A 25,076-nucleotide genomic window follows, 5' to 3' on the forward strand; every position below is an offset into this window, starting at 1 on the left:
GTTCTCCTCCGTCCCGTCGTCCTGGTCAATGAAGCTGCGAATGATCCGCAATCGCTTGATGGATCGGCAGCGGCCAACAAGACGGCATGTGCACGGAGTATCGGTATGACGGAATGGGGTGTGGCCGAACGGGGTATGGCGGGGCAGGGTGCCCGGCCCGGCGGGCGCAAGGCGGGGATCGGGCTGGCGGCGGCCGGTGCGATGGTGATCGCGCTGGCGCCGGCAGGGCTGGTGATGCCGGCCAGGGCGCAGGCGGCGGCAACCGCAGAGGCCGGGCTGGTCACCTTCGACATTCCGCCGCAGATGCTGGATGGCGCGCTGACCGCACTCGCCGATCAGGCCGGGCTGGTGCTGCTGTTCTCGGCGCCCGAGGCGGCGAGCATTCCGTCGGACGGGCTTCGCGGGCCGCATCAGGTGGACGAGGCGCTGCGCCGGCTGCTGGCGGGCACGGGCTACGGCCATCGTTTCGTCGACGGGCGCACCGTCACCATCGATCCGGTGCGCACACAGGCGGGGTCCGTCGTGCTGCCCGACATGCTGGTGACCACAACGGCAGCCGGCTATGAACAGAAGCTGGTCGATGCGCCGGCGAGCGTTACCGTGATCCCGCGGGAGGAGCTGGAAAAGAAGCCGTTCCGCTCTCTGGCCGATGCCGTGCGCCATGTCGAAGGCGTGAATGTCGTGGGCGGCGACAAGGGCTCGATCTCGATCCGCGGCATGGAGGCGGGGCATGTGCTGATCCTGGTCGACGGCAAGCGCCAGGAGACCAGCGCCGCCAACCCCAAGGGCGCCAATGCCGAAGGTCTGGCGCAGAACTGGATTCCGCCGCTGGAAGCGATCGAGCGCATCGAGGTGGTGCGCGGGCCGATGTCGACGCTCTACGGCTCGGAAGCGATGGGCGGCGTGATCAACGTCATCACCCGCAAGGTCGGCCGCGACTGGTCGGGGGCGGTGGGGGCCGACTATACCGCCCAGGGCCATGGCAGATATGGCGATGAATGGCAGGGCGATGTCTATCTGGCGGGCCCGGTGGTTCAGGACCGGCTGGGATTGCAGGTCTGGGGGTATGAGAAGCGGCGGGACGAGGACGATATCGCCAGCGGCCATGGCCGTTCGCTGCGCCGCAACGGCACGGCCCGGCTGACCCTGACCCCCGACGAGGTGCACGAAATCCAGCTGGAGGGCGGCCGCACCATCCAGGAGTTCCGCAACCGCCTGGACAAAAGCGGCCAGGATCGCGAGACCGAATACACCCGCGACCACATGTCGATTTCTCATGGCGGCAACTGGTCCATCGGCCGCAGCGATGTGGCGATCTACCGCGAGGTCGCCCGCCGCGACGGCCCGACCGAGACCTGGAAGCCCGAGGCCACCAACATCGTGGCCGATGCGAAGCTGGTGGTGACGGAATTCGAGGACCATGTGCCGACCATCGGCCTGCAATGGAAGGAGTCCGAACTTTCCTCCGGCGGCTATCGCGGACGCACCGATGGTGACCGCACCACCACCTCCGTCTGGGAGCGTTCGGCCTTCGTCGAGAATGAGTGGCGGGTGACCGACAGCCTGAGCCTGACCGGCGGCCTTCGTGTCGACGACAACGAGTATTTCGGCGACCACTGGACGCCGCGGGCCTATGCGGTGTGGCGGATGGCGCCCGACTGGACGCTGAAGGGCGGTATCGCCAAGGGCTTCAAGTCGCCCGCCCTGGTGCAGATCAACCCGGATATCGGCAACCCCCAGCGCGGCGGTGCCGTCACCTGGGGCAATCCCGATCTTCAGCCCGAAGAGAGCGTGAATACCGAAATCGGTGTCTATTACGAAGGGGCCGGCTTCTCTGTCAATGCGACGCTGTTCAACACGGACTACAAGAATAAAATCGCCAATACCGGCTCGGCCATTCTGCGCGACGAGAATGGCGACATCATCTACAGCCCCGATGGCTCGGGTACGCCCTATAGCGGCTATTTCAACATCGGCGAGGCAACCATGCGCGGCCTGGAACTGGCCGGCCGCTGGCAGATCACCGAGGCGCTGGGCCTGCGCGGCAATTACACCTTCATCGATTCCGAGATGAACACCAAAGGTGCCACCTTTTACAACTACAGCCTGGAAAGCCTGGACGGTGAAAAACTGGTCGGCGTACCCGACCACACGCTCAGCCTGACGCTCGACTGGCTGGTGACCGAGGACATTTCGACCTTCGTGACCGGGTCCTATCGCAGCCGCGAGAGCCGGATCGCTTTCGGCCAGGGCAACACCGCCAGCGACGGCCTCGGATCGACCACCACCTTCGATCTGGGGGGCACCTGGAAGATCCACCCCAATCTGTCGATGAACGCCGCGGTCTACAACGTCACCGACCAGGTGCATGAGCCCGAGGAGGGCAAGTACTGGTATGTCGAGGACGGCCGCCGCTTCTGGCTGGGTCTGCGGGCAAGCTTCTGAGCCCGAAAAAATACCCTCGCCGGTGTCGGGTTTTCCGGCACGCCGCGTTCAAGCCCTGCCGGCTCTGCGTCTGCGACGCAATCGCGGATGGGCATCCGTCGCCGGCGGGGCAAAACACAGACGAATGGAGAGGGGCATGACGGATCGGCACGGGCGGCGGGGCGGCTGCCGCCGGGGTGGGGAGGTGATCTGGTGACGGCGCAGGTCGAGGCACGGGCAGGGGAACGCCTGCCCCATGCACTGGGGGTGATTTTGCGGGTGCTGGCTGCCGTGCCGGCGGGCTATGCGCTGGGGGCGATGACGGCGCTGGTCGCGGCGCGCTATCTGCCGGTTCCCGCACGCGACGCTGCCCAGGCGGGCATGATGCTGGGCTTTCTGGTCCATGGCGGCGTGGTGCTCTGGGCCTTCGCGGCGGCGAGTGCGGCCCGGGCCTGGGCCTGGCTCTGCCCGTTTGCCGTGGCGCTGATCCTGGCCTGGAGGCTGCCATGAGGGCCGGGTTCCGACAGTCGATGGCGTGGCTGCATGAATGGGCCGGGCTGCTGACGGGCTGGCTGCTCTTCGCCATCTTCTTGACCGGCACGATCGCCTTCTTCCGCGACGAGGTCACCCATTGGATGCAGCCCGAGCTGCACGGGCTGCGGGCCGGGGCCGGGGCGGCCGATCGCGGGCTCGACTGGCTGCGCAGCAATGCCCCGGGGGCGGAGATGTGGACGCTGACCCTGCCGGACGAACGCTCGCCGGTGCTGGGTGTGGCCTGGCGGCCCGCGGGGGCGCCGGAGGGCCGGGCCGGATTCCGCCGTGCCGAGCTGGACCCCGCGACCGGCACGGAGCTGCATCCGCGTGAGACGGCGGGGGGTAATTTCCTCTACCGCTTCCATTTCGAACTCTACGGCATGCCGCGGGAGACGGCACGGTGGATCGTGGGCATCGCCACCATGTTCATGTTCGTGGCGATTTTGAGCGGCATCATCACCCATCGCCGGATCTTCAAGGACATCTTCACCTTCCGCCCCGACAAGGCCGGGCAGCGGTCGTGGCTGGACGCCCATAACGCGACCGCGGTTCTGGCGCTGCCCTTCCATGTGATGATCACCTATAGCGGCCTGGTGCTGCTGGCCGGCACGCTGATGCCCTTCCTGTTCGACGGGCCGCGCGGCGGTGGCGAGCGGGGCGGGGAGCGGCCGCAGGCGCGGGCCGCGGCAGCGGCGTCGCCCGCCCTGCCGGTGGTGCCCCTGGCGCCGTTGATCGCGGCCGCCGAGGCGCGCTGGGGCGGGCCGGTCGGCAGTGTGACCGTCACCCGGCCCGGCCGGCCGGGGGCGGAGATCGAGCTGCGGCCCCTGCACGCAACCAGCCTGCCCACGGCAGGCCGCACCGGTGACCGGCTGATTCTGGATGCCGCCGACGGCCGGCAGATCCGGGCGGTGGATGGTTCGGCCGGAATGAGCACGGTGACCGAGATCAACACTGTGATCAACGTGCTGCACCGCGCCCGCTTTGCCGAGCCCTGGCTGCGCTGGCTGTTCTTCGTGGCGGGGGTCGCCGGCACGATCATGGTTGCGTCGGGGCTGGTGCTCTGGGTGGTGAAGCGCGCGGCGCAGCATGCCCGCAATGGCGGGCCGTCGATCGGCTTCCGGATCGTCGAGCGGTTGAACGTGGCCGGTATCGCCGGGCTCTGCCTGGCCACCGCCGGCTATTTCTGGGCCAACCGGCTGTTGCCGGCAGGTCTGGCCGGTCGTGCCGACTGGGAAATCCGGATCTTCTTCCTGGTCTGGGCGGCAACCGCGCTGCATGCCGTGGTGCGCCCCGTCCGCCGCGGCTGGGTGGAACAGCTGGGCGTGGCGGCCCTGCTGCTGGCGGTTCTGCCGCTGACCGGGCTTTCGGGGCTTCTGGACGGCGACACGCGGGTGATCGGCTTCGCGCTGGTGACGCTCGCGACCGCGGCGGGGCTTGCCCATGCCGCGCGGCGGCTGTCGCGGCCGGCACCCGCCGGCAAACCCGCGGCGCGCCGCCGGGCGGCCCTGGCGACGGGAGAGCGGGCATGACGACGGCCGCCATGTTCACCTGGCCGGCCTGCGTCCTGGCCTGGGCGGGGTTCCTGGGGCTGGCGCTCGCCATGGACCGCCATCATGATCAGGTTCTGGGCGGCAGGCCGTCGGTGCTGCGCCGGCGGCTGGCGATGCTCACCGGCTGGGCATTGCTGGGCCTTGCAACCGCGGCGGCGGTGGCCGGCTGGGGCTGGTCGATCGGGCTTGCCGCGCTGTGGGGCGTGCTCGGCCTGGCCGGCGGCGGGCTGGTGCTGGGGCTGGCCTATGCACCGCGCCGGCTGCCGGCGCTTACGGCCGTTCTGGCCCTGACGATGTGGCTGCCGGCCGTGCTGTTCTGAGCGGCTGCCCCTGCCGCCGCCGGGCGGGCAGGGTGACGATGGCGAGGCAGGCGATCACCAGCCCCACACCCGCCCAGCCCGCCGGCGGCAGCCTTTCGCCCACCACCAGGATCGCCAGAATGGCGGCGACCACCGGTTCGATCAGCGAAATGGTGGTCGCCATGCTGGCGGGGATGCGGGCCAGGCCCAGGCCGAAGCAGATATAGCCCAGGAACATCGGCACCAGTGCCATATAGATCCCGACTGCGGCATTGCCCCAGGAGGCGAGGAAGGGCGCGCCGGTCATCGCCAGCACCGGCATCAGCAGCAGCCCGCCGATGCCGAAGGTGGCGCCCATGGCGACCGAAGAGCGCAGGCCGCGCAGCATCAGCCCGCGGGCGGTCCAGGAATAGAGCGCATAGGTGAAACCGCCGATCAGGCCGAGGCCGATGCCGGCGATCACGGCATCGCCCGTGTCCGAGGCCCCGCGCCCGGCGCCTCCTTCCGCCAGGCAGAGCAGCAGGATGCCGGCCACACCGGTGAGCGCACCTGCCAGCCAGCGCGCGGAGAGGCGCGTGCCGTCGAAGATCCGTTCGATCAGCGCCGACAGCAGCGGGGCAGAGCCGATCGTGACCACCGTGCCGATGGTGACGCCGGCAAGCCGCATCGAGCCGTAGAAGGCGAGCGGATAGACCGCAACCGCCACCCCGCCCAGGATCAGCAGCCGACGGTTGCGGGCCAGATCGGGCAGGGCGCGCAATATGCCGCGCCCGGCACGCAGGGCCTGAAGCAGCCCCCCCAGCCCCATCGCCGCCGCCCCGATCGCGGCGGCGCCGACCTCGGGTGCGAAGGTTGCAGCCGTGCCGGTGGTGCCCCAGACCAGGGCGGCAAACAAGACCGCAAGGATGCCCAACCCCTGGTCGCGTGATGTGTCGTTCACCTTGTTCACGCCCCGCACCCTGCTCCGGCCCCTGCGTCGGCCATCATGTTTTTCACCATCTCTTCCGCCATGGCCCGTGCGTCGAGCATCAGCCTGCTCTCGCCCTCCAGCCCGGCGCGGGCCATGGCCCCTTCCAGCAGAAAGGCCAGCTGCTTCGCCAGCCGCGCCGCCCGTGCGGCATCGCCGCCGGCCAGCCCGACCAGCGGAGCGGCCAGCAGGGCCTCGACCTCTTCCTTGTGCCGCCGCACCGCCTGCCGGCCGATATCGCCGGCGGCAAGCTCGGCTGCGGCATTCAGCAGGCCGCAGCCGCGGAAGCCGTGCTCATAGGCGAATTCGGCGTGGTCGCGATAGGCATCGAAGACCGCAAGCACCTGATCCAGCGGCGCCTCCGCTGCCCGGGCGCGCCGGGTGTAGAGCCCCAGCCATTCGGCATGGCGCGCCTCCAGATACTGGTTCACCAGATCGGCCTTTGAGGCGAAGTTGTTGTAGAGGCTCTTCTTCGCCACCCCGGCCCGGGCCACGATGGCATCGATGCCGGTGCCGGCGATTCCATGGTCATAGAACAGCGCCGCCGCCGCCTGAAGCAGGCGGTCGCGCGCGGTCGCGGGGCGATCGGTCTCGTCATCCATGGCGGCAGGGGGCACGGGCAGGGGCCTCATGAAGTAGGTAGACCGATCTACCTACTTTCCGTCGTGCCCGTCAAGCGCCGACAGTGTCCGATCGCGACCGAAGATAATGCCACCCGCCTTTCCGGCAGAGTGATCCCGCAGGCCCTTGTGCGACCCGCTGGGCACAGGCAAAAAACCCCGCAAGGTTCGCGGGGCTCAACCCGCGCGTTTTGCGTCGGAATCGACTCGCTTTAAGCGCGTTTCTGTGCGTACATATTTATACGCATGGTGGCAGAGGCGTGATCCGCGGCGCCGCCAGGGGGCGGGAAACCCCCGACGCGGGACCGGCAGAAACCCTGGACGCCCCGGCCCGACCTGCGTTAACCGGCAGGGAGGTTACAGTGTATCATCCACCCATTACGCCTTACGGCGCCGCCATCAGGACGGCGATTTCCAGCGGCAATGTCGATGCGCTGAAGGTGGCGCTGTCGCTTGCGCAGGAACTGTATGCCCGGGACGGGGATGTCCGCTCGGCGGTTTCGGCCGCCCGCGCCCATCTGGCGACCGCCCGCAAGCCCAAGAAATGATGTTGCCGCGCGATCCCCGGATCGCAGACCCAGTCGAGGAGACCGGAGATGAGTGATTCCGTCATCCGCCCGCTTTATGCCGCGCCGCCGCAGGGGCACATGATCCCGCTTTATGCCGCCACCCTGCATGCCGCTGTGGCGCGTAACGATATGGACGAGCTGGATGGCCTGATCTGTCAGGCAGAGGCTTATCTGGAGACCTATGGCGACCTGCCGTCGCTGATCGAACAGCTGAAGACCGAGATCGCGAAGCTGGAACGCTGAGCATCGCGGCCGGGAGAGACGCCATGGTCGAGAAGACATCTGAGGGCGCTGCCGCGATGGTGAGTGCGCTCTATGGCCCCAGTGTGCGTGCTGCGATCGTCAGCAACGATCTGGAGGTGCTGAACGCAACGCTGGCGGCGGCCGAGGCGCAGAATCGCCAGCAGGGCGATATCCGTGCCGCGCTCGCGATGGCCCGCGCCGCCCTTGCCGGGCTGAAGCGGGGCTGAGGCCCCGGATCGGCCCGGCCGTTCCCCGGCCGGCGCGCGCCCCGTCGGCCGGCCGGGGAGCCCATTCGCTCCTTCGCCCCTTCGCGCCCTTCATGATCTTCCGCCCCTTCGTGATCAGAGGTGCCAGCCATGCCGGACGGCCCGATCCCCGCGGAGATGCCGCGCCCCGACGCGCGCCCGGTTCCGCGTGCCCGCAGCCTTGACGACATCGTCGATCTGGTTCCCGTCCATGTGGTCTGGGAGATCACGCTGGCCTGCAATCTGAAGTGCCAGCATTGCGGGTCGCGCGCCGGCCATGTCCGCAGCCGCGAGCTTTCCACCGCCGAGTGCCTGGATCTTGTCGACCAGATGGCCCGGCTGGGCACGCGCGAGGTGACGCTGATCGGCGGCGAGGCCTATCTGCGCCGCGACTGGCTGGAGATCCTGGCCCGCGTGCGCGCCCATGGCATGCTGTGCCTGATTCAGACCGGCGGCCGCAACCTGACCGACAGGCGGCTGGAGGCGGCGATCGCCGCCGGTATCAACGGCATCGGCGTGTCGATCGACGGGCTGGCGCTGCTGCACGACCGGCTGCGCGGCGTGCCGGGATCCTTCGATCAGGCGATGTCGGCGCTGACCCGTGCGAAGGCGGCCGGGCTCAGCATTTCGGTCAACACCCAGATCGGCGCCGAGACCATGGCCGATCTGCCCGAGCTGATGGACCGGATCATCGCGGCCGGCGCCACCCATTGGCAGATCCAGATGACCGTCGCCATGGGCAATGCGGTCGACAACCCCGAGATATTGCTGCAGCCCTATCGGCTGATCGAGCTGATGCCGCTTCTGGCCCGGCTGTATCGCGAGGGGGCGCGGCGCGGGCTGACCATGGTGGTCGGCAACAATATCGGCTATTTCGGCCCCTATGAATCGCTCTGGCGCGGTTTCGGCAACGAAGCAGTGCACTGGACGGGCTGTGCGGCCGGCCAGAACGTGATCGGCATCGAGGCCGATGGCACCATCAAGGGCTGCCCGTCGCTGGCGACGACGGGCTATGCCGCCGGCAATATCCGCGATCTCACGCTCGACGACATCTGGCGCAATCAGGAGGCCATGGCCTTCGGCCGCACGCGATCGGTGGAAAAGGATCTCTGGGGCTATTGCCGCAGCTGCTATTACGCCGATGTCTGCCGCGCCGGCTGCACCTGGACCTCGGATTCGCTGCTGGGCCGGCGGGGCAATAACCCCTATTGCCATTACCGGGTGCGCGATCTGGCGAAGAAGGGCCGCCGCGAACGGGTGGTGAAGATCCGCGAGGCGGGGCCCGAAAGCTTCGCGGTCGGCGAATTCGCGCTGATCGAAGAGGCGATCCCGCCCGAGGAGCTGGCGGCCCTGCCGCAGGATCACCTGCCGGCCTTCTCTGCCACCGATGGCCGGCCGGTGCATATTGCCCCCGATGACGTCGGCGATGTCGGCCAGGGGACCCGCGGCCATGGCCGCGTTCCGCCGCATCTGGATCTCTGCCGATCCTGCCACGAATATGTCTGGCCGCACGAGACCGACTGCCCGCATTGCGGCGCCGACATTGCCGCCGCGGCCCGCGACTATGCTACCCGTCTGGCCGGGGTGCAGGCCCTGGCGGCCCGGATCCGCGCCCGGCTGGACGAGGCGGCGCAAGGGGTGTGAAGGCCCCGGCCGCCCTGACCATCAGCGTGGTGCGAGCCCCTGAGACCCGGACGGTCCCCCACCCGGCTGCTGCCGGTTCTGGTCCCGGCACGGCCCCTGGCGGCAATTCTGCTCCTGGTGTGGAGGCTGGCCGGGACCGTCATGGCCGTGATGATGCGGCGCACAGGCGGCGAGGCCGAGCAGAGCCAGCATGAGCAGGGCCAGTGCCAGAATGGGCAGGGTGGGAAGGGTGAGGCGTGCGATCCTGGCCATGGCTTGTCATCGGCTGTCATTGGAGAGAATGACAAAGTATCGGCAGAAGATGTGCCGGATGAAGTTAAATGACCGTAAAATGAAAAATGCCTGATTCACGCCGGGCGGGCGGCGGCTCCGTTGCGCCGGCCCGGCCATCCTGCCGCCGGAGGCGGAGCAGGGTATGGGGCGGGACAGATCGGGCTTGCATTCAGGGACGCGTCTTCGTAGAAAAAGATACGTTATAACATTCTAATAAACGTCAAACGGGGTTGTCATGATCGAAACCGCGCGCCGGACGGTGCTGCTCTGCACCACCGCCCTGGGGTCGCTCTTCGGTGCGGTCACCGCAGCCGGGGCCGAAGAGGCCACGGTGCTGCCGAACCTGGTGGTGGGGGCAGCCAGCCCCATTTCCCGCGAGGGCACACCCGATGACGGCCTGCCGGGGCTGTCGCCGGTGACCACCGGCGGCTTCATCGCCACCACCATCGTCGATCGCGACCAGCTGGACCTGTCCCGCGGCCAGACGCTGGGCGATGTGCTGGACGGCGAGCCGGGCCTTACCACCAGCGGCTTCGCCCCCGGTGCCAGCCGGCCGGTGATCCGCGGCCTGGACAACGAGCGGGTGCGGATCCAGGAAAACGGCATCGGCGCCCATGACGTCTCTGCCCTGGGTGAAGACCACGGCGTGCCGATCGATCCGATGTCGGCCGAACGGGTGGAGGTGATCCGCGGGCCCGGCACGCTGCGCTGGGGCTCGACCGCCATCGGCGGTGTCGTCGACGTGTCGAACGACCGCATCCCGGTCGACATCGCCCCCGGCATCACCCGCGGCCGCATCCAGGCCGGCGCCGGATCGATCGGCGGCGGGGTCGATGGCGGGGCATCGGTGACCACCCGCAGCGGATCGGTGGCGCTGCATGCCGATGCCTTCGCACGCAAATCCAACGATTACGACACCCCCGACGGCGCCCAGCCCAATAGCGGAGTGGAAGCCGATGGCCAGTCGATCGGGGCCACGGTGTTTTTCGAGCAGGGCCATATCGGCACCTCGCTGACCCGCTATGGCAGCGTCTACGAAATTCCGGGCGGCGAGGAGGCCGAGCTTCAGACCCGGATCGACATGGAGCAGATCAAGTGGCGGGCGCTGGGCGAATACCGGCCCGCAACCGGCTTTCTGAAGGCGGTGCGCGGCCAGGTTGGCCTGTCGCGCTATGATCATGACGAGATCGCCCTGCCGCATGAGCACGAGCATGACGATGATCATGACCATGACCATGACGACGATCACGACCATGATCACGATCACGATCACGACCATGAGGAGGCCGAGGGCCTGGGCGTCCATGGCAGCTATGCCAGCCGCGACCAGGAAGCGCGGATCGAGGCCGAGCATGTGCAGATCGATACCGGCCTCGGCGCCTTGAACGGTGCTTTCGGCCTGCAGCTCAACCATCAGAAGCTCTCCACCACCGGCGAGGCGGGGGAGCTGCTGCTGCCGGCCGAGACCACGGCGGTGGCGGGCTTCGTGTTCGAAGAACTGCAGCTGGATGGCGGGCTGAGGCTTCAGGCCGCCGGCCGCCTGGAACAGGTGCGGGTCAAGGGCACCGGCGCCGATTTCCCGGCCGATCTGCTGCCCGGCGCCGACGAGCCGGCCCTGCGCGATCATGATCTCGACTTCCTGGCCGGCAGTGCCAGCCTGGGCGCGTTGCAGGAGCTGGGCGGCGGCATCGTCGCGCGGGCGACGGCGCAATATGTCGAACGGGCACCGACGGCGACCGAGCTGTTCTCCAAGGGCTCGCATCATGCCTCGGGCACCTTCGAGATCGGCGACCCCAATCTCGACAAGGAGCGGGCGACCACCTTCGAGATCGGCATCGGCCGGGCGACCGGCGGGGCCCGCTTCGATGCCTCGGCCTTCTATACCCGCTTCGACGGCTTCATCTACAAGCGGTTGACGGGGGTGACCTGCGACGAGGATTTCGCCTCCTGCGGGGGCAGCGATGGCGAATTCGACCAGGTGGCCTATGACCAGCGCGACGCCGTGTTCTATGGCGCCGAGCTGAAGGGGCAGCTGGACGTGGCGCCGCTGGCCGGCGGCATGCTGGGCCTGGACGGTCGTTTCGACAGTGTGCGCGCCGAATTCAGCGGCGGCGACAACGTGCCGCGCCTGCCGCCCGAGCGCCTGGGTGCCGGCATCTGGTGGGCCGATGATGCCTGGTGGGCGCGGGTGGGCGTGCTGCACGCCTTCGATCAGACCCGCACCGGGCTCAACGAGACCGAAACCGACGGCTATGACCTGGTCGATGCCGAGATCACCTGGACCACCGCCTTCACCAGCGGCGGCGTGCCGACCTTCGTCACCTTCGGGGTGAAGGGCACCAACCTGCTGGACGAGGACATCCGCAACGCGGTGTCGTTCAAGAAGGACGAGGTCCTGGCCCCGGGCCGCGCCGTGCGGGCCTTTGCGACGCTGCGCTTCTGAACCCGGCTCGACATCCGGACGACAAGACAAAAGCGGCGGAGGGTAACCTCCGCCGCCATTGTCTTGTGAGGCTGTCTGATGGTCAGAGCAGGAAGGCGTCGGCGGTGAAATCGGCCACGGGCAGGGCGACTTCGATGATGAAGTTGCTGACACCGTCGCCGTCGCTGTCGATTGCGACCGCGGTGTAACCGGCATTGGCCGAGGCCGCGATGCGCACCTCGCCGGCCGTCCCGCTATAGGCGGCGGTGCCGATATAGGTCAGCCCTTCGCGCACCGTGGTCGACGGATCGATATCGAGGGTGGAGAGATCGATCCGGTCGCCGGCCGCGATATCGAGATCCATGATCCGATCACGAGTGGTGGTGCCGATGCTGCTGTCCGACAGCGCCTGGAACACGAACCGGTCGGCACCATCGCCGCCGGTCATGATGTCGCGGCCGGTATTGCCGATCAGCACGTCGTCACCGGCGCCGCCCAGCAGGGTATCGTTGCCGCTGCCACCGTCGATCACGTCATCGCCGTCCCGCCCTTCGATCTGATTGGCGGCGGTGCTGCCGGTGAGGGCGTCGCCGGCACTGCCGCCGATCAGATTTTCGATCGAAATCAGCGTGTCGCCATCGGAGTTATAGCCACCGATGGTGATGGTGAGGGCGGTGGTGAAGTCGTCATAGCTGGCGGTGTCGATGCCAGCGCCGCCGTCGAGGGTGTCGGCGCCGCCGCGGCCGTTGAGGAGGTCGTTGCCGTCGTGACCGAGGAGAATATTAGTTTCAGCATCGCCGAGTAGCGTGTCAGCTACACGAGAGCCCTGGAGATTTTCAATCGAGATCAATGTGTCGCCATCACCTGTGGTGCTGGCGGCGAGATCAGCTATAAGGGCCAAGAACGAATCTCCAGACCACAGGGTGTCATTTCCATCGCCACCATCGACGATGTCAATGCCTAGATGGCCGCTAACCGCGTCATCACCATCGCCAGCCTTAATGATGTCATTGCCCTCCCAGCCATTAAGAACATCGTTGCCGCTGCTTCCCTTCAGATGATCGCTCGCCTGGCTTCCGACGACAGTATCGACATCAAAATATCGATCACCCTCAGCGTAGCCACCGGACCCTGTTCCGGCGTCGAGATCAATATAAATCCCGATACTGGTATGATTATACCCGACCACATCCCGATCTGCGCCACCATAGAAGATGTCGATGCCGGAGCCAGCGGCCAAGCGGTCAATGCCAGCGCCACCGTAAAAGATTATGCCTTGATCCGAGGCGTTTACCTGATCGGCAAAATTGCCGCCAATGTACTGTTCTATGCCGGAGACCCGATCGATATCGACACTTGTGTATTCGCCGGTCCATCCGGTGCCGTAACCCACGGTTCCGTTCACCATGTCGAACCAGGTATTGGTCACCGCATCGGCATAATTCAGCGTATCAAACCCATCCCCACCATCAATGATATCAGCACCATCACTCCGGAAGATGACGTCGTCCCCAGCCCCACCGTCGATGACATTCGCCCCATCGTCACCGGTCAGGCTGTCGTCAAACGCCGACCCGACGACATTCTCCACCGACACCAGCGTGTCCGCCCCTTCACCGGTGGCGGTGCCTGCCCCCAGATCCACGGTGACGCCCGCCGCCGCGGCGGCATAGCTGACGGTGTCGGTGCCGTCGCCGCCGTCGAGGTCGTCGTCGCCCAGCCCGCCCTGCAACTCGTCATCCCCGGCGCCGCCGGTGATGTCGTCGCCGCCGGCGCCGCCGATCAGCAGGTTGTTTCCGGCATCGCCGATGATCGTGTCGTTGCCGCTGCCGCCGATGACGCCTTCGATCGAGATCAGCACGTCGCTGCCGCTGCTGGTGCCTTGGGCGAGATCGAAGGTGGCGTTGGTGGTGGTGATGCTCCAGTCGCCGATGTCGAAGCCGTCGCCGCCATCCATGTGGTCGGCGCCGGCCCCGCCGGCCAGAACGTCGTCGCCCGCGCCGCCGCTGAGCGTGTCGGCGCCGTCGCCACCTTCCAGGCGGTTGTTCTGGTCGTCGCCGGTGAGGGTGTCGTCGCCCTGGCCGCCGATGAGATTTTCGATGCCGCTCAACACGTCGTTCTGACTGTTCTCACCGGTGGCGAGATTGGCGGTGATGTCGCTGCCCCAGGTGCCGGCATAGCTGGCGGTGTCGATCCCGGCGCCGCCGGTCAGGATGTCGGCGCCGTTGCCGCCGCGGAGCAGGTCGTCGCCGTCACCGCCGATCAGCGTGTCGTTGCCGTCGCCGCCGGCCAGCACGTCGTCGCCGGCGCCGCCGTCGAGCGTGTTGGTGAACTGGTCGCCGCTCAAGGTGTCGTCGAAGGCGGAGCCGGTGAGGTTCTCGATCGAGATCAGCGTGTCGCCCTCGGAATTCTCCCCGCCGATATCGATGGTGACGCCGATCGCGCTGTCGGCATAGCTGGCGGTATCACTGCCGGCCCCGCCATCCAGCGTGTCGGCGCCGCCGCGGCCGTTGAGGAGGTCGTTGCCGGCGTTACCGGTGAGGATGTTGACCCCGGCGTCTCCGAGGAGCGTATCTGCGTGGCCTGAGCCACGGAGATTCTCGATCGAGATCAATGTGTCGCCTTCATTTGTAGTACCGGCTGTGAGGTCCGCAATCACGGCGACAGGCGTATCTCCAAACCAGACGCTATCATTGCCGATGCCACCATCGATGATATCGATGCCCAGATAGCCGTTCACCAAATCGTCGCCATCTCCGGCCTCGATGACGTCATCACCCTCCCATCCGTTGAGGACATCGTTACCGCCACTGCCCTTCAGATGATCGCCCGCCTGGCTTCCGATGGCGGTATCAACGTCAAAGTACCGGTCGCCCTCCGCATAGCCGCCGGAGCCAGTCCCGGCGCCGAGGTCAATATAAATTCCAATACTACTGTGATCATATCGGACGACATCCCGGTCGGCGCCACCATAGAAAATGTCAATACCGGAACCACCAACCAAATAGTCAACGCCGGAGCCGCCATAGAATATAATGCCTTGATCCGAGGCGTTAACCTGATCGGCAAAATTGCCGCCAATGTACTGTTCTATGCCGGAGACCTGATCGATATCGACACTTGTGTATTCGCCGGTCCATCCGGTGCCGTAACCCACGGTTCCGTTCACCATGTCGAACCAGGTATAGGTCGCCGCATCTGCATAGTTCAGCGTGTCGAACCCATCCCCACCATCAATGACGTCGGCACCATCGCTGCGGAAGATGGTGTCGTCACCCGCACCGCCGTCGAGGATATTAACGCCATCGCTGCCGGCGAGCGTGTCGTTGAAGGCCGAGCCGGTGACGTCCTCGATCGAGATCAGCGTATCGATGCCCTCACCGGAGGCTTCACCCTCCTGCAGGTTCACGGTCACGGCGGCGGCGGCGGCGGCATAGCTGACGGTGTCGGTGCCGTCGCCGCCGTCGAGGATATCGTCGCCCGCGCCGCCCGCAAGCACGTCATTGCCGGCCCCGCCGGTCAGACTGTTTGCCTGGGCATCGCCGGCCAGCGTGTCGTCGAAATCGGTGCCGATCAGGTTTTCGATCGAGGTCAGCGTATCCTGTTCGGTGTCGATGGTTGCGGTGCCGGTGGTGAGGTCGGCGACCACGGCGGCTGCGGCGCCGGCATAGCTGGCGGTGTCGATGCCGTCGCCGCCGTCGAGCGCGTCGTTGCCGGTGCCGCCGGCCAGGCTGTCGTCGCCCAGGCCGCCAGCGAGGCTGTTGTCGCCGGCATCGCCGGTCAGGATGTCGTTGCCGCTGCCGCCGATCAGGTTCTCGATCGAGGTCAGGGTATCGCCGACGCTGTTGGTGCCGCCCAGCGTGACGGTAAGGTCGGTGGTGAAGGCCTGGTAGCTGACGGTGTCGGTGCCGGTGTGGCCGTCGATGAGACTGCCGCCGGCGCCGCTGACGATGATGTCGTCACCCTGGCCGCCGATCGCGTTCTCGATATCGATCAGCTGGTCGCCCTCGCTGCTGCTGCCCGCGGCCAGGTCGATGGTGAGACCGGTGGTCTGTTCGATATAGCTGGCGGTGTCGCTGCCGGCGCCGCCTTCCAGGCGGTCGGCGCCGTTGCCGCCGCGCAGCAGGTCGTCTCCGGCGCCGCCGCGCAGGATGTCGTCACCATCGGCGCCGGCCAGACGGTCGTCGCCGTCGCCGCCCTCGAAGATGTTGGCGATGCTGGTGCCGTTCAGCACGTCGTCGCCACTGCCGCCGATCAGACCTTCGATCGAGGAGAAGCGGTCTTCATTGCCTTCCGTGGCACCGAGATTGACCGTGATTCCTGCGGTGCGATCCTCGTAGCTCGCATAATCGAAGCCGTCACCGCCGATCAGAACATCTTCCCCCAGACCGCCGATCAACCGGTCGTCGCCGCTGCTGCCGCTCAGGCGGTTCTCGCCGTCGGTGCCGATGATCACGTCGTCGAAGGCCGTGCCGGTGGCGTTCTCGATCGAGATCAGCTGGTCCTGATCCGAGGTGGTGCCGCCGGCCAGGTTGATGGTCATGAAGCTCTGTGCATCGGTCGCCATGAAGGTGTCGATGCCGTCGCCACCGTCGATCCGGTCGGCGCCCGCGCCGCCATAGAGGGTGTCGTCGCCGAGCCCGCCCCGAAGATCGTCCTCGCCGTCGTAGCCGGCCAGAAGGTTGGCCGCGTCATCACCGATGATGACGTCGTCGAAGCTGCTGCCGTAGACGTTCTCGATCGAGCTGTAGCTGTCGCCGGTCGCCGTGCCGGCGGTGCCGCTGCCCGTGGCCAGATCGACCGCGATGCCGGTGGCGGTGTCGCGGTAATAGACCCCGTCGATGCCCGCGCCGCCGATGAAGGTCTCGCTGCCGGCGGCATCGATCAGCAGGTCGTCACCATCGCCGCCGTCGAGCCGGGCGCCGTCGATGGCCAGGATGACGTCGTTCTGCGCGCTGCCGATCACCGCCTCGACATTGGAGAGCTGATCAATCGGCGCGCCGGCGGTGAAGCCGGCGAAATTGCCGGCACCGGCCTGGCCGGTGGTGAGGTCGATGCGCATATCGGCCGAGGCGGCGGCATAGCTGACCGTGTCGAAGCCTGCACCGCCGTCGATGACATTGACGCCGGCCGTGCCGCTGAGCGTGTCGTCGAAGGCCGAGCCGGTGACGTTTTCGATCGAGATCAGCGTGTCGGCGCCGTCGCCGGAGGCTTCGCCCGCCTCCAGATCCACGGTCACGACGCCCGCGGCATCGGCATAGCTGACGGTGTCGGTGCCGGCGCCGCCGTCGAGGATGTTGTCGCCGGCGGTGCCGCCGAGCGTGTCGTCGAAGGCCGAGCCGGTGGCGTTTTCGATGGCGATCAGCGTGTCGGTGCCGTCGCCGGTTGCCGTGCCCGCGGCCAGGCTGACCGAGACAGCCGCGGCAGCGGCTGCATAGCTGACGGTGTCGCTGCCGTCGCCGCCATCCAGGGTGTTGGCGCCCGCGTCGCCGGCAAGCGTATCGTCGAAGGCGGAACCGATGAGGTTCTCGATCCCGGTCAGGCTGTCGGTGCCGTCGGCACCGGTGACGCTCCCCGTGCCGAGATCCGCCATGACGGCGCCGGTCGCGCCAGCGTAGCTGACGGTGTCGCTGCCGTCGCCGCCGTCGAGCACGTTGTTCCCGGCATCGCCGCTGAGCATGTCGTCGAAGGCCGAGCCGATGACGTTTTCGATCGCGATCAGCGTATCGGTGCCGTCGCCGGTTGCCGTCCCCGCGGCCAGATCGACCGTCACCGCAGCGGCCGCGGCGGCATAGCTGACCGTGTCGAGGCCCTGGCCGCCGTCGAGGATGTTGTCGCCGGCCGTCCCGCCGAGCGTGTCGTCGAAGGCGGAGCCGGTGACGTTTTCGATCGAGGTCAGCATGTCGGCGCCGTCGCCGGTTGCGGTCCCGGCGGCCAGATCGACCGTCACCGCGGTGGCGGCTGCGGCGTAGCTGACGGTGTCAGTGCCGTCGCCGCCGTCGAGCCGGTTCGCACCGCCATCGCCGGCCAGAAGGTCGTCGAAATCGGAGCCGATGACGTTTTCGATCGCGGTCAGGCTGTCGGTTCCGCCGCTGCCGTCACCCGCACTGCCGGCGGCGAGGTCGACGGCGACCGCCGCGGTGGCGGTGGCATAGCTGACGGTGTCGGTGCCGTCGCCGCCATCGATGCTGTCATTGCCCAGGCCGCCGGTGAAGCCGTTATCGCCGGCATCGCCGGTCAGGCTGTCGTCGAAATCGGAGCCGACGAGGTTTTCGATCGCGATCAGCGTGTCCTGGTCGGTGCCGCTGGTGGCGGTGCCGGTTGAGAGGTTCGCGGTCACCGCAGCCGCCGCAGCGGCATAGCTGGCGGTATCGATGCCGTCGCCGCCGTCGAGGGTGTCGTCGCCCGCGCCGCCGGCCAGCAGATCGTTGCCGCCCAGACCGCGGATGACATTGGCCCCGGCCGAGCCGGTGAGGATGTCGTCATAGGCGGTGCCGGTCAGATTCTCGATCGAGATCAGCGTGTCGCCATCGGAATTGGCGCCGGTTCCGAGATCGACCTCGACGCCGCTGTCGTGGCCGTCATAGCTGACCGTGTCGAGCCCATCGCCACCATCGAGGGTATCGGCGCCTGCACCGCCGTTCAGCGTGTCGTTGCCGGCGCCGCCGGCCAGGCTGTTGTCCCGGTCATCGCCGGTCAGGCTGTCATTGCCGCTGCCGGCGATGACGGCCTCGATGTCGATCAGCGTATCGCCATCCGGCCCGGTGCCATCGGCGAGATCGATGGTGAGATTGTTGGTCTCGCCGCTGTAATCGGCCGTATCGATGCCCGCGCCGCCGTCGAGGGTGTCGGCGCCGGCGCCGCCCGCCAGGATGTCGTCGCCATCGCCGCCTTCAAGCCGGTTGTCCCCGGCATCGCCGGTGAGGGTGTCGTTGCCGCTGCCGCCGCGCACGCCTTCGATCGAGATGAATGTGTCGCTGTCCGGATTGGCTCCGGTGGCAAGGTTCACAACGACCGGGCCGGTGCGATCGGCATAGTCGGCCAGGTCGATACCGTCGCCGCCATCCAGGGTGTCGCGGCCGAGCCCGCCCTGAAGCAGGTCGTCGCCGGCACCGCCGGTCAGGCGGTTGTTGCCGGTATTGCCGATCAGCAGATCGTCATGGGCGCTGCCGGTGAGGTTTTCGATGCCGACAAGCACGTCGCCGACCGCTTCGTCATCGGCGGCCGTGCCGATACCACCCGACACCAGGCTGACGGAAATGCCCGCGGCCGCATCGGCATAGCTGGCGGTGTCGGATCCGGAGCCTCCTTCCAGCCGGTCGGCGCCGCGGCCGCCCATGAGGGTATCGGAGCCGTCGCCGCCCTTCAGGATATCGTCGCCATCGCGGCCGATCAGGGTATCGCGACCCAACCCGCCCTCGAGTGTGTCGGCCTGATCGCTTCCGGCAATCGTGTCGTCGAAATCCGAACCGATGACCCGTTCAATTGCCGCGTACTGGTCGCCGGCCGCTTCGCCGGCAGTGCCGCCGGCCATGAGGTCGACGGCGACGGCTTCATCGGCGGTCTCGTAGAAGACGGTGTCGATACCATCGCCACCATTCAGCACGTCCGCGCCGGTGCCGCCGGTCAGTTCGTCGTCACCGGCGCCACCATTGAGCAGATCAGCGCCCGTACCTCCCCTGATCGTGTCGTTACCCTCGCCACCGTCGAGCAGGTCGTCGCCGTCATCTCCGCGGAGAATGTCGTCGCCGCTGCCGCCCACCAGCGTGTCGTTGCCGAGGCCGCCATGCAGGCCGTCGTCGCCGTCACCGCCTTCGAGCCCGTTGTCGCCCGTATCGCCGATGAGCGTATCGGCCCCCGACCCGCCGATGACGCCCTCGATCCCGGTCAGCAGATCGCCATCCGGGTTCTCCCCATCCAGTTCGACGGTCAGATCATCGCTGCGGTCGGCATAGCTGACCATGTCGAAACCGTCGCCGCCCGCCAGCTCGTCCGCGCCAAAGCCGCCGTCGAGAATGTCGTCGCCGGCGCCGCCGATCAGGATGTCGTCAGTGTCGCTGCCGGTCAGGCGGTCATTGCCCGCGCCGCCTTCCAGGCCTTCGATCGAGATCAGGGTGTCGCCGTCGGGAACGGTGCCGCCGAGCGTGGCTTCGATCCCCTCGCTGCGGTCGGCATAGCTGGCGATGTCGAGACCCGCCCCGCCATCGAGCGTGTCGGCACCGAGGCCGCCGCGGAGCAGGTCGTTGCCGTCGCCGCCCGCAAGCGTGTTGACGCCGTCATCGCCGATCAGGATGTCGGCGCCGCTGCCGCCGGTGAGGTTCTCGATACCGGTCAGGCTGTCGCCACCCGTGGCGGTGCCCTGGGTGAGGTCGGCGGTGATGTTGGTGGTGCTGTCGGCATAGCTGGCGGTGTCGGTGCCGTCCCCGCCGATGAGGGTATCGGCGCCCAGGCCGCCGCGCAGAAGGTCGTCGCCCGCGCCGCCCGTGAGGACGTTGTCGCCGTCATCGCCGCCGAGCTGGTCGTTGCCGCTGCCGCCGGTCAGGTTTTCGATGCTGCTGAAGCTGTCGCCGTCGGGGGCCGTGCCGGTCGCGAGATCTGCAATGACGGTGGTGGTGCGGTCGCCATAATCGGCGGTGTCGGTGCCGGCGCCACCCGCAAGCGCATCGGCACCCAGGCCGCCGCGCAGCACGTCGTCGCCGTCGCCGCCTGAGAGCGTGTTGGCGCCGTCATCGCCGGTCAGGCTGTCGTCGCCGCTGCCGCCGGTCAGGTTTTCGATGCTGCTGAAGCTGTCGCCGTCGGGGGCCGTACCGGTCGCGAGGTTGGCGACAACTGTGGTGGTGCGCTCGCCGTAATCGGCGGTATCGGTACCGTCGCCGCCTTCGAACGTATCGGCACCCAGGCCACCGCGCAGCACGTCGTTGCCGTCGCCGCCCGCAAGCGTGTTGACGCCGTCATCGCCGGTCAGGACATCGTTGCCGCCGCCACCGGTCAGGTTTTCGATGCCGATGAACACATCGTCATCGGTGTTGAGACCGGTCGCGAGATCCGCCGTGACCGAGGTGGTGCGACCGGCATAGCTGGCGGTATCGATACCGTCGCCGCCGTCGAGCGTATCGGCGCCGAGGCCGCCGCGCAGCAGGTCGTCGCCGGCGCCGCCCGAGAGCGTGTTGACGCCGTCAGCGCCACCGAGCACGTCGTCATGGGCGGAGCCTTCCAGGTTTTCGATACCGACCAGCACGTCACCTTCGGCATCGCCCCCCGCACCGATGACGGCATCGGCGACGGTGACCGTCGCGCCGCCGGCAAAGCCGGCCCAGCTGCCCTCGATCGCCTGGCGGTTGGCCAGATCGACCGTCACCCCCGCTGCCGAGCCGGCGTAAGAGGCCGTGTCGGCATCCTCGGCAGGGTCGTAGAGATCGGTGGTGTCGGCGGGCAGGGCCAGCTCGCCGCCGGCAATCAGATCCGCACCGGCGCCGCCGGTGAGGGTATCGTTGCCCAGGCCGCCTTCAAGGAAATCTGCACCCGCGCCGGCATCGATGATGTCGTCGCCTTCGCCGCCGAGGATGCTGTCGTCACCCTGGTCGCCGTAGACGGTGTCGTTGCCGTCTCCGGCGCTGATGGCATCGGCGCCGTCGCCGCCGTAAATCGTATCGTTCCCGGCTTCCCCATCGATCTCGTCGTCCCCGTCGCCGCCGTAAATCGTATCATCCCCGGCTTCCCCGAGGAGGCGATCATCGCCCGCACCACCATCGATGATGTCGTTACCCGCACGGCCCCTGAGCGTGTCGTCGCCACCCAGGCCCAGAAGGGTGTCGTCGCCGGACGTGCCGTTGATGATGTTGTTCGCATCGGTGCCGGTGTAGGTCGCCATGCCGCGGTTCCCTCGCCTGGGGGGTCACATGATGCGGGTATGTTGATATGTGCCTGGATAGTTAGTCAACCACAAGGAAAGCAGGCAATTTTAAATTAATATCAAAGGTACTCAAAATGCCCTGACACATCAAACAGGTGACCATGTCATGGTTAACGATGACTTAATGAACTTTTTGCGCGGGATAAGATGCGACAGCTCGCATGCACGGCTCTGATCGTGCGCAGACAGGAAAACGGCCCGCGGCTTATGACAACCGCGGGCCGCCGGGTCTGCGCTGCCTGCCGAAGGTCAGAGCAGGAAGGCGTCGGCCGAGAAGTCCGCCACGGGGAGGGCGACCTCGAAGAGGAAGTTGCTCGTTCCGTCGCCGTCGGTATCAATGCCGACGCTGGTATAGCCGGCATTGGCAGATGCGGCGATACGCACCTCGCCGGCCGTGCCGGTATAGGCGCCGCTGCCGATATAGGTCATGGTCTCGTGAGTGCTGGTCGACGGATCGATATCGAAGGTGGAGAGGTCGATCCGGTCGCCGGCGGCGATATCGAGATCCATGATCCGGTCACGCGAACTGGTGCCGGCGCCGCTGTCGGTGAGTGACTGGAACACGAAGCGGTCGGCACCGTTGCCGCCGGTCATGATGTCCCGGCCTGAACCGCCGATCAGGACGTCATCGCCGTCGCCGCCCGACAGCGTGTCATTGCCCGAATGACCATCGATCCGATTGTTACCTGCATCGCCGGTGATGGTGTCGCCGGCGGTGCCACCGATTACGCCTTCGATCGAGATCAGCGTGTCGCCATGGGTGTTGTCGCCGGTCGCAAGATCAATGGTCTGGCCGGTCCACTGGTTCAGATAGCTGGCGGTGTCGAAACCGTCGCCACCGTTGATGATATCGATCCCGTTGCCGCCGCGCAGCAGATCGTCGCCCGTACCGCCGATCAGTGCATCATCGCCATTGCCACCGGCGAGAACATCGTTGCCGGCTCCACCATCGAGTGTATTGGCGAATTCGCCGCCACTCAAAGTGTCGTTGCCGCTGCCACCAATCAGGTTCTCAATCGAGATCAGTGTGTCCCCGTCCGAGTTGACGCCATCGATATCGATGGTGAGATTGGTGGTGAATACCTCGTAGCTGACGGTATCACTGCCATAGTGGCCATCGATGACGTTGGCGCCGACTGCACTGATGATCAGGTCCCCCGACTGACCACCAATGACATTTTCGATGTCGATCAGCTGATCGCCTTCACTGCTTGTGCCAGCCACAAGATCGATCGTCCGTCCGACAACCTGTTCGACATAGCTCGCGGTATCGATGCCGGCCCCGCCTTCCAGACGATCGGCGCCGCTGCCACCGCGCAGCAGATCGTCGCCATTGCCCCCGATGAGAACGTCGTCGCCATTGCCGCCGGCCAGACGATCATTGCCGTCACCGCCCAAGAAGATGTTGTCGATGCTGGTGCCGTTGAGTACATCATCGCCGCTGCCACCGATCAAACCTTCGATCGACGAAAAGCGGTCTTCATTGCCCTCCGCGGTACCGAGATTGACAGTGATCCCCGTGGTACGATCCTCGTAGCTCGCATAGTCGAAGCCGTCACCGCCAAAGAGGGCATCTTCACCCAGACCACCGATCAGGATGTCGTCGCCGCTGCTGCCGCTCAGGCGATTGTCGCCGGCATCGCCGATGATGGTGTCGTTGAAGGTGGTGCCGGTGATGTTCTCGATCGAGGTCAGGGCGTCCTGGTCCGAGGTGGTGCCGCTGGCAAGGTCGATGGTCATGCCGGCTGTGGAATCGGTTGCCACGAAGGTATCGGTGCCGTCGCCGCCGTCAATCTGATCGATGCCTGCGCCGCCATAGATGATGTCGTCGCCAAGCCCGCCGCTGATCGCATCGTCACCGGCATAACCGACCAGCGTGTTCGCGCCGTCGTCGCCCATGATCACGTCGTCGAACTGGCTGCCGTAGAGGTTTTCGATGCCGGTATAGATGTCGCCATTCGCCTCACCGGCCGTGCCCATGCCCGTGGCAAGATTGGCCGTCACGCCACTTGCAGCCTCGAGGTAGGCGACCCCGTCTAGGCCCTCATTGCCGATGAGCGTGTCGCTGCCGGCTGAACTGATCAGGATGTCGTTGCCGCGGCCACCGTCGATCCTGGCACCGTCGATCGAGAAGATGACGTCATTATGGTCGCTGCCGAGGATGGCTTCGACATTCTGAAGCTGATCGATCGGCGTGCCGGTGGAGAACCCCGCATAATTCCCTTCACCCGCCTGCCCGCTGGTGAGGTCGATGCGCATGCCGGCGCCGGCGCCAACGTAGCTCACCGTGTCGAAGCCGTCGCCGCCGTCGATGGTGTCGGCGCCGTCACCACCGTCCAGGGTGTCGTCGCCCAGACCACCGAGAAGCGTGTCGTTACCCCCGCCGCCCTGGAGGATGTTGGCGCCGGCATCACCGGTCAGCGTGTCATTACCCCAGCCGCCGATCAGGTTCTCGATCGAGGTGAAGCTGTCACCATCGGTATTGGCGCCGGTCGCAAGATTGGCAGTGACTGAGGTGAGGCGGTAGGCATAGCTCACATAGTCGTTGCCGTCGCCACCGTCGAGGGTATCGGCGCCCAGGCCGCCATCCAGGACATTGTTCCAGATGTCGCCGGTGAGGCTGTCATCGGCCTCACCGCCGGTCGCCGCTTCGATCGAGGTCAGCGTGTCACCGTCACTGGTCGTGCCGGTGGCAAGGTTCACAGTGACCGAGGTGGTCCGCCCCGTGAAAGTGATGGTGTCGAAGCTGAGACCGCCATCGATCGCGTCGGCACCAAGCCCGCCATCGATGATGTTGGCGCCGGCATCACCGGTGATGGTGTCGTCGCCGCTGCCGCCGATGGCACCTTCGATATTGGTGAACTGGTCGCCGTCGGAGGCTGTGCCGGCGGCGAGATCGATGGTCAGGTCGGTCGTATAATCGGCATAGCTGACCCGGTCGTAGCCGGCGCCGCCGTCGATCACATCGGCGCCGGCGCCGCCCATGAGGAGGTCGTCGCCGTCGCCGCCATCGAGGATGTCGGTGCCGCTGCCGGCGGTAATCGTGTCATTGCCGGCGCCGCCGTCGAAGGTGTCGTTGCCGCCACCGCCGGTGATCACGTCTTCGCCGTCGAGGCCATAGAAGGCTTCGTTCGCGGGGGTGCCGGTCAGCGTGTCATTGCCAGCCGTGCCGATGATATCGGTCAAGGTCGATCTCCCATCACATCTTCGAAGGGCGGCGCCAGGGTTCGGCCGCCGCCCTTCCTCGTGCAGTCAGTGTGCAGATGTTGGTATGTGATCGGGGTGTCGGTCAATCATGCGATGATCACGATCGAATGATGTGATCGTATGTTATGAAATTCTGACGGAGTATCAGCCGGATGCGGTTTTATCG

The 25,076-nt window shown here is 66.9% G+C and carries 14 protein-coding genes; 10 read left to right on the top strand and 4 right to left on the bottom strand.

The annotated features are described in order from the left end of the window. Positions 1 to 105 precede the first annotated feature (105 nt). The 4 genes from P7L68_RS14505 (at position 106) to P7L68_RS14520 (ending at position 4,828) form a co-directional block, all read left to right on the top strand. Positions 106 to 2,445 carry a TonB-dependent receptor domain-containing protein gene (locus P7L68_RS14505; RefSeq protein ID WP_372006335.1) on the top strand — a complete coding sequence of 780 codons (2,340 nt, stop codon included), beginning with the start codon at positions 106 to 108 and terminating at the stop codon, positions 2,443 to 2,445. A gap of 192 nt (positions 2,446 to 2,637) precedes the next feature. Further along, complete coding sequence (locus P7L68_RS14510; protein WP_372006336.1) at positions 2,638 to 2,934, top strand: hypothetical protein; 297 nt, start codon at positions 2,638 to 2,640, stop codon at positions 2,932 to 2,934. Positions 2,935 to 2,954: 20 nt separating this feature from the next. Continuing rightward, positions 2,955 to 4,487: a PepSY-associated TM helix domain-containing protein gene (locus P7L68_RS14515; RefSeq protein WP_372006337.1), complete on the top strand. Its 1,533-nt coding sequence runs from the start codon at positions 2,955 to 2,957 to the stop codon at positions 4,485 to 4,487. Further along, complete coding sequence (locus P7L68_RS14520; RefSeq protein ID WP_372006338.1) at positions 4,484 to 4,828, top strand: DUF3325 domain-containing protein; 345 nt, start codon at positions 4,484 to 4,486, stop codon at positions 4,826 to 4,828. The genes P7L68_RS14515 and P7L68_RS14520 overlap by 4 nt, the downstream gene beginning before the upstream one ends. On the opposite strand, the gene P7L68_RS14525 is transcribed toward P7L68_RS14520, so the two are convergent. After that, a complete protein-coding gene (locus tag P7L68_RS14525) occupies positions 4,779 to 5,747 on the bottom strand; it encodes a DMT family transporter (protein WP_372006849.1) in 969 nt (322 codons plus the stop codon). The genes P7L68_RS14520 and P7L68_RS14525 overlap by 50 nt on opposite strands. Before the next feature lie 5 nt (positions 5,748 to 5,752). Beyond that, a complete protein-coding gene (locus tag P7L68_RS14530; protein ID WP_372006339.1) occupies positions 5,753 to 6,406 on the bottom strand; it encodes a TetR/AcrR family transcriptional regulator in 654 nt (217 codons plus the stop codon). Positions 6,407 to 6,756: 350 nt separating this feature from the next. Here P7L68_RS14530 and P7L68_RS14535 point away from each other — a divergent pair, with 350 nt between their 5' ends. From P7L68_RS14535 to P7L68_RS14560, 6 genes are all read left to right on the top strand, one after another. Continuing rightward, positions 6,757 to 6,942: a DUF1843 domain-containing protein gene (locus tag P7L68_RS14535; protein WP_372006340.1), complete on the top strand. Its 186-nt coding sequence runs from the start codon at positions 6,757 to 6,759 to the stop codon at positions 6,940 to 6,942. Between the two features lie 48 nt (positions 6,943 to 6,990). Then, complete coding sequence (locus P7L68_RS14540) at positions 6,991 to 7,206, top strand: DUF1843 domain-containing protein (protein ID WP_372006341.1); 216 nt, start codon at positions 6,991 to 6,993, stop codon at positions 7,204 to 7,206. 23 nt (positions 7,207 to 7,229) lie between these two features. Beyond that, positions 7,230 to 7,433, top strand: coding sequence for a DUF1843 domain-containing protein (locus P7L68_RS14545; RefSeq protein WP_372006342.1), 204 nt, complete (start codon positions 7,230 to 7,232; stop codon positions 7,431 to 7,433). Positions 7,434 to 7,589: 156 nt separating this feature from the next. Beyond that, entirely contained in the window at positions 7,590 to 9,095 is a 1,506-nt protein-coding gene (locus P7L68_RS14550) for a GDL motif peptide-associated radical SAM/SPASM maturase (protein WP_372006343.1), read from the top strand. Positions 9,096 to 9,236: 141 nt separating this feature from the next. After that, positions 9,237 to 9,419 carry a hypothetical protein gene (locus P7L68_RS14555; protein ID WP_372006344.1) on the top strand — a complete coding sequence of 61 codons (183 nt, stop codon included), beginning with the start codon at positions 9,237 to 9,239 and terminating at the stop codon, positions 9,417 to 9,419. A 184-nt stretch (positions 9,420 to 9,603) separates the two neighbouring features. Next, on the top strand, positions 9,604 to 11,811 hold the full coding sequence (locus P7L68_RS14560; RefSeq protein ID WP_372006345.1) for a TonB-dependent receptor: 2,208 nt from the start codon (positions 9,604 to 9,606) through the stop codon (positions 11,809 to 11,811). Positions 11,812 to 11,893: 82 nt separating this feature from the next. Here the strand turns inward: P7L68_RS14560 and P7L68_RS14565 are convergent, their stop codons facing one another. Next, positions 11,894 to 21,661, bottom strand: a complete 9,768-nt coding sequence (locus P7L68_RS14565; protein ID WP_372006346.1) for a M10 family metallopeptidase C-terminal domain-containing protein — start codon at positions 21,659 to 21,661, stop codon at positions 11,894 to 11,896. Between the two features lie 291 nt (positions 21,662 to 21,952). Further along, entirely contained in the window at positions 21,953 to 24,889 is a 2,937-nt protein-coding gene (locus P7L68_RS14570; protein WP_372006347.1) for a beta strand repeat-containing protein, read from the bottom strand. Between the last annotated feature and the right edge of the window lie 187 nt (positions 24,890 to 25,076).

Origin of the sequence: Tistrella mobilis, from assembly GCF_041468085.1 — a bacterium.
Lineage (GTDB): Bacteria > Pseudomonadota > Alphaproteobacteria > Tistrellales > Tistrellaceae > Tistrella > Tistrella mobilis_A.

Excerpts from the sequence above, each read along its gene's own strand:
- P7L68_RS14515 (WP_372006337.1), top strand. The coding sequence starts at position 2,955 with ATGGCGTGGCTGCATGAATGGGCCGGGCTGCTGACGGGCTGGCTGCTC.
- P7L68_RS14565 (WP_372006346.1), bottom strand. The coding sequence starts at position 21,661 with ATGGCGACCTACACCGGCACCGATGCGAACAACATCATCAACGGCACG.
- P7L68_RS14520 (WP_372006338.1), top strand. The coding sequence starts at position 4,484 with ATGACGACGGCCGCCATGTTCACCTGGCCGGCCTGCGTCCTGGCCTGG.
- P7L68_RS14555 (WP_372006344.1), top strand. The coding sequence starts at position 9,237 with ATGGCCGTGATGATGCGGCGCACAGGCGGCGAGGCCGAGCAGAGCCAG.
- P7L68_RS14560 (WP_372006345.1), top strand. The coding sequence starts at position 9,604 with ATGATCGAAACCGCGCGCCGGACGGTGCTGCTCTGCACCACCGCCCTG.
- P7L68_RS14545 (WP_372006342.1), top strand. The coding sequence starts at position 7,230 with ATGGTCGAGAAGACATCTGAGGGCGCTGCCGCGATGGTGAGTGCGCTC.
- P7L68_RS14530 (WP_372006339.1), bottom strand. The coding sequence starts at position 6,406 with ATGAGGCCCCTGCCCGTGCCCCCTGCCGCCATGGATGACGAGACCGAT.
- P7L68_RS14550 (WP_372006343.1), top strand. The coding sequence starts at position 7,590 with ATGCCGCGCCCCGACGCGCGCCCGGTTCCGCGTGCCCGCAGCCTTGAC.
- P7L68_RS14505 (WP_372006335.1), top strand. The coding sequence starts at position 106 with ATGACGGAATGGGGTGTGGCCGAACGGGGTATGGCGGGGCAGGGTGCC.
- P7L68_RS14540 (WP_372006341.1), top strand. The coding sequence starts at position 6,991 with ATGAGTGATTCCGTCATCCGCCCGCTTTATGCCGCGCCGCCGCAGGGG.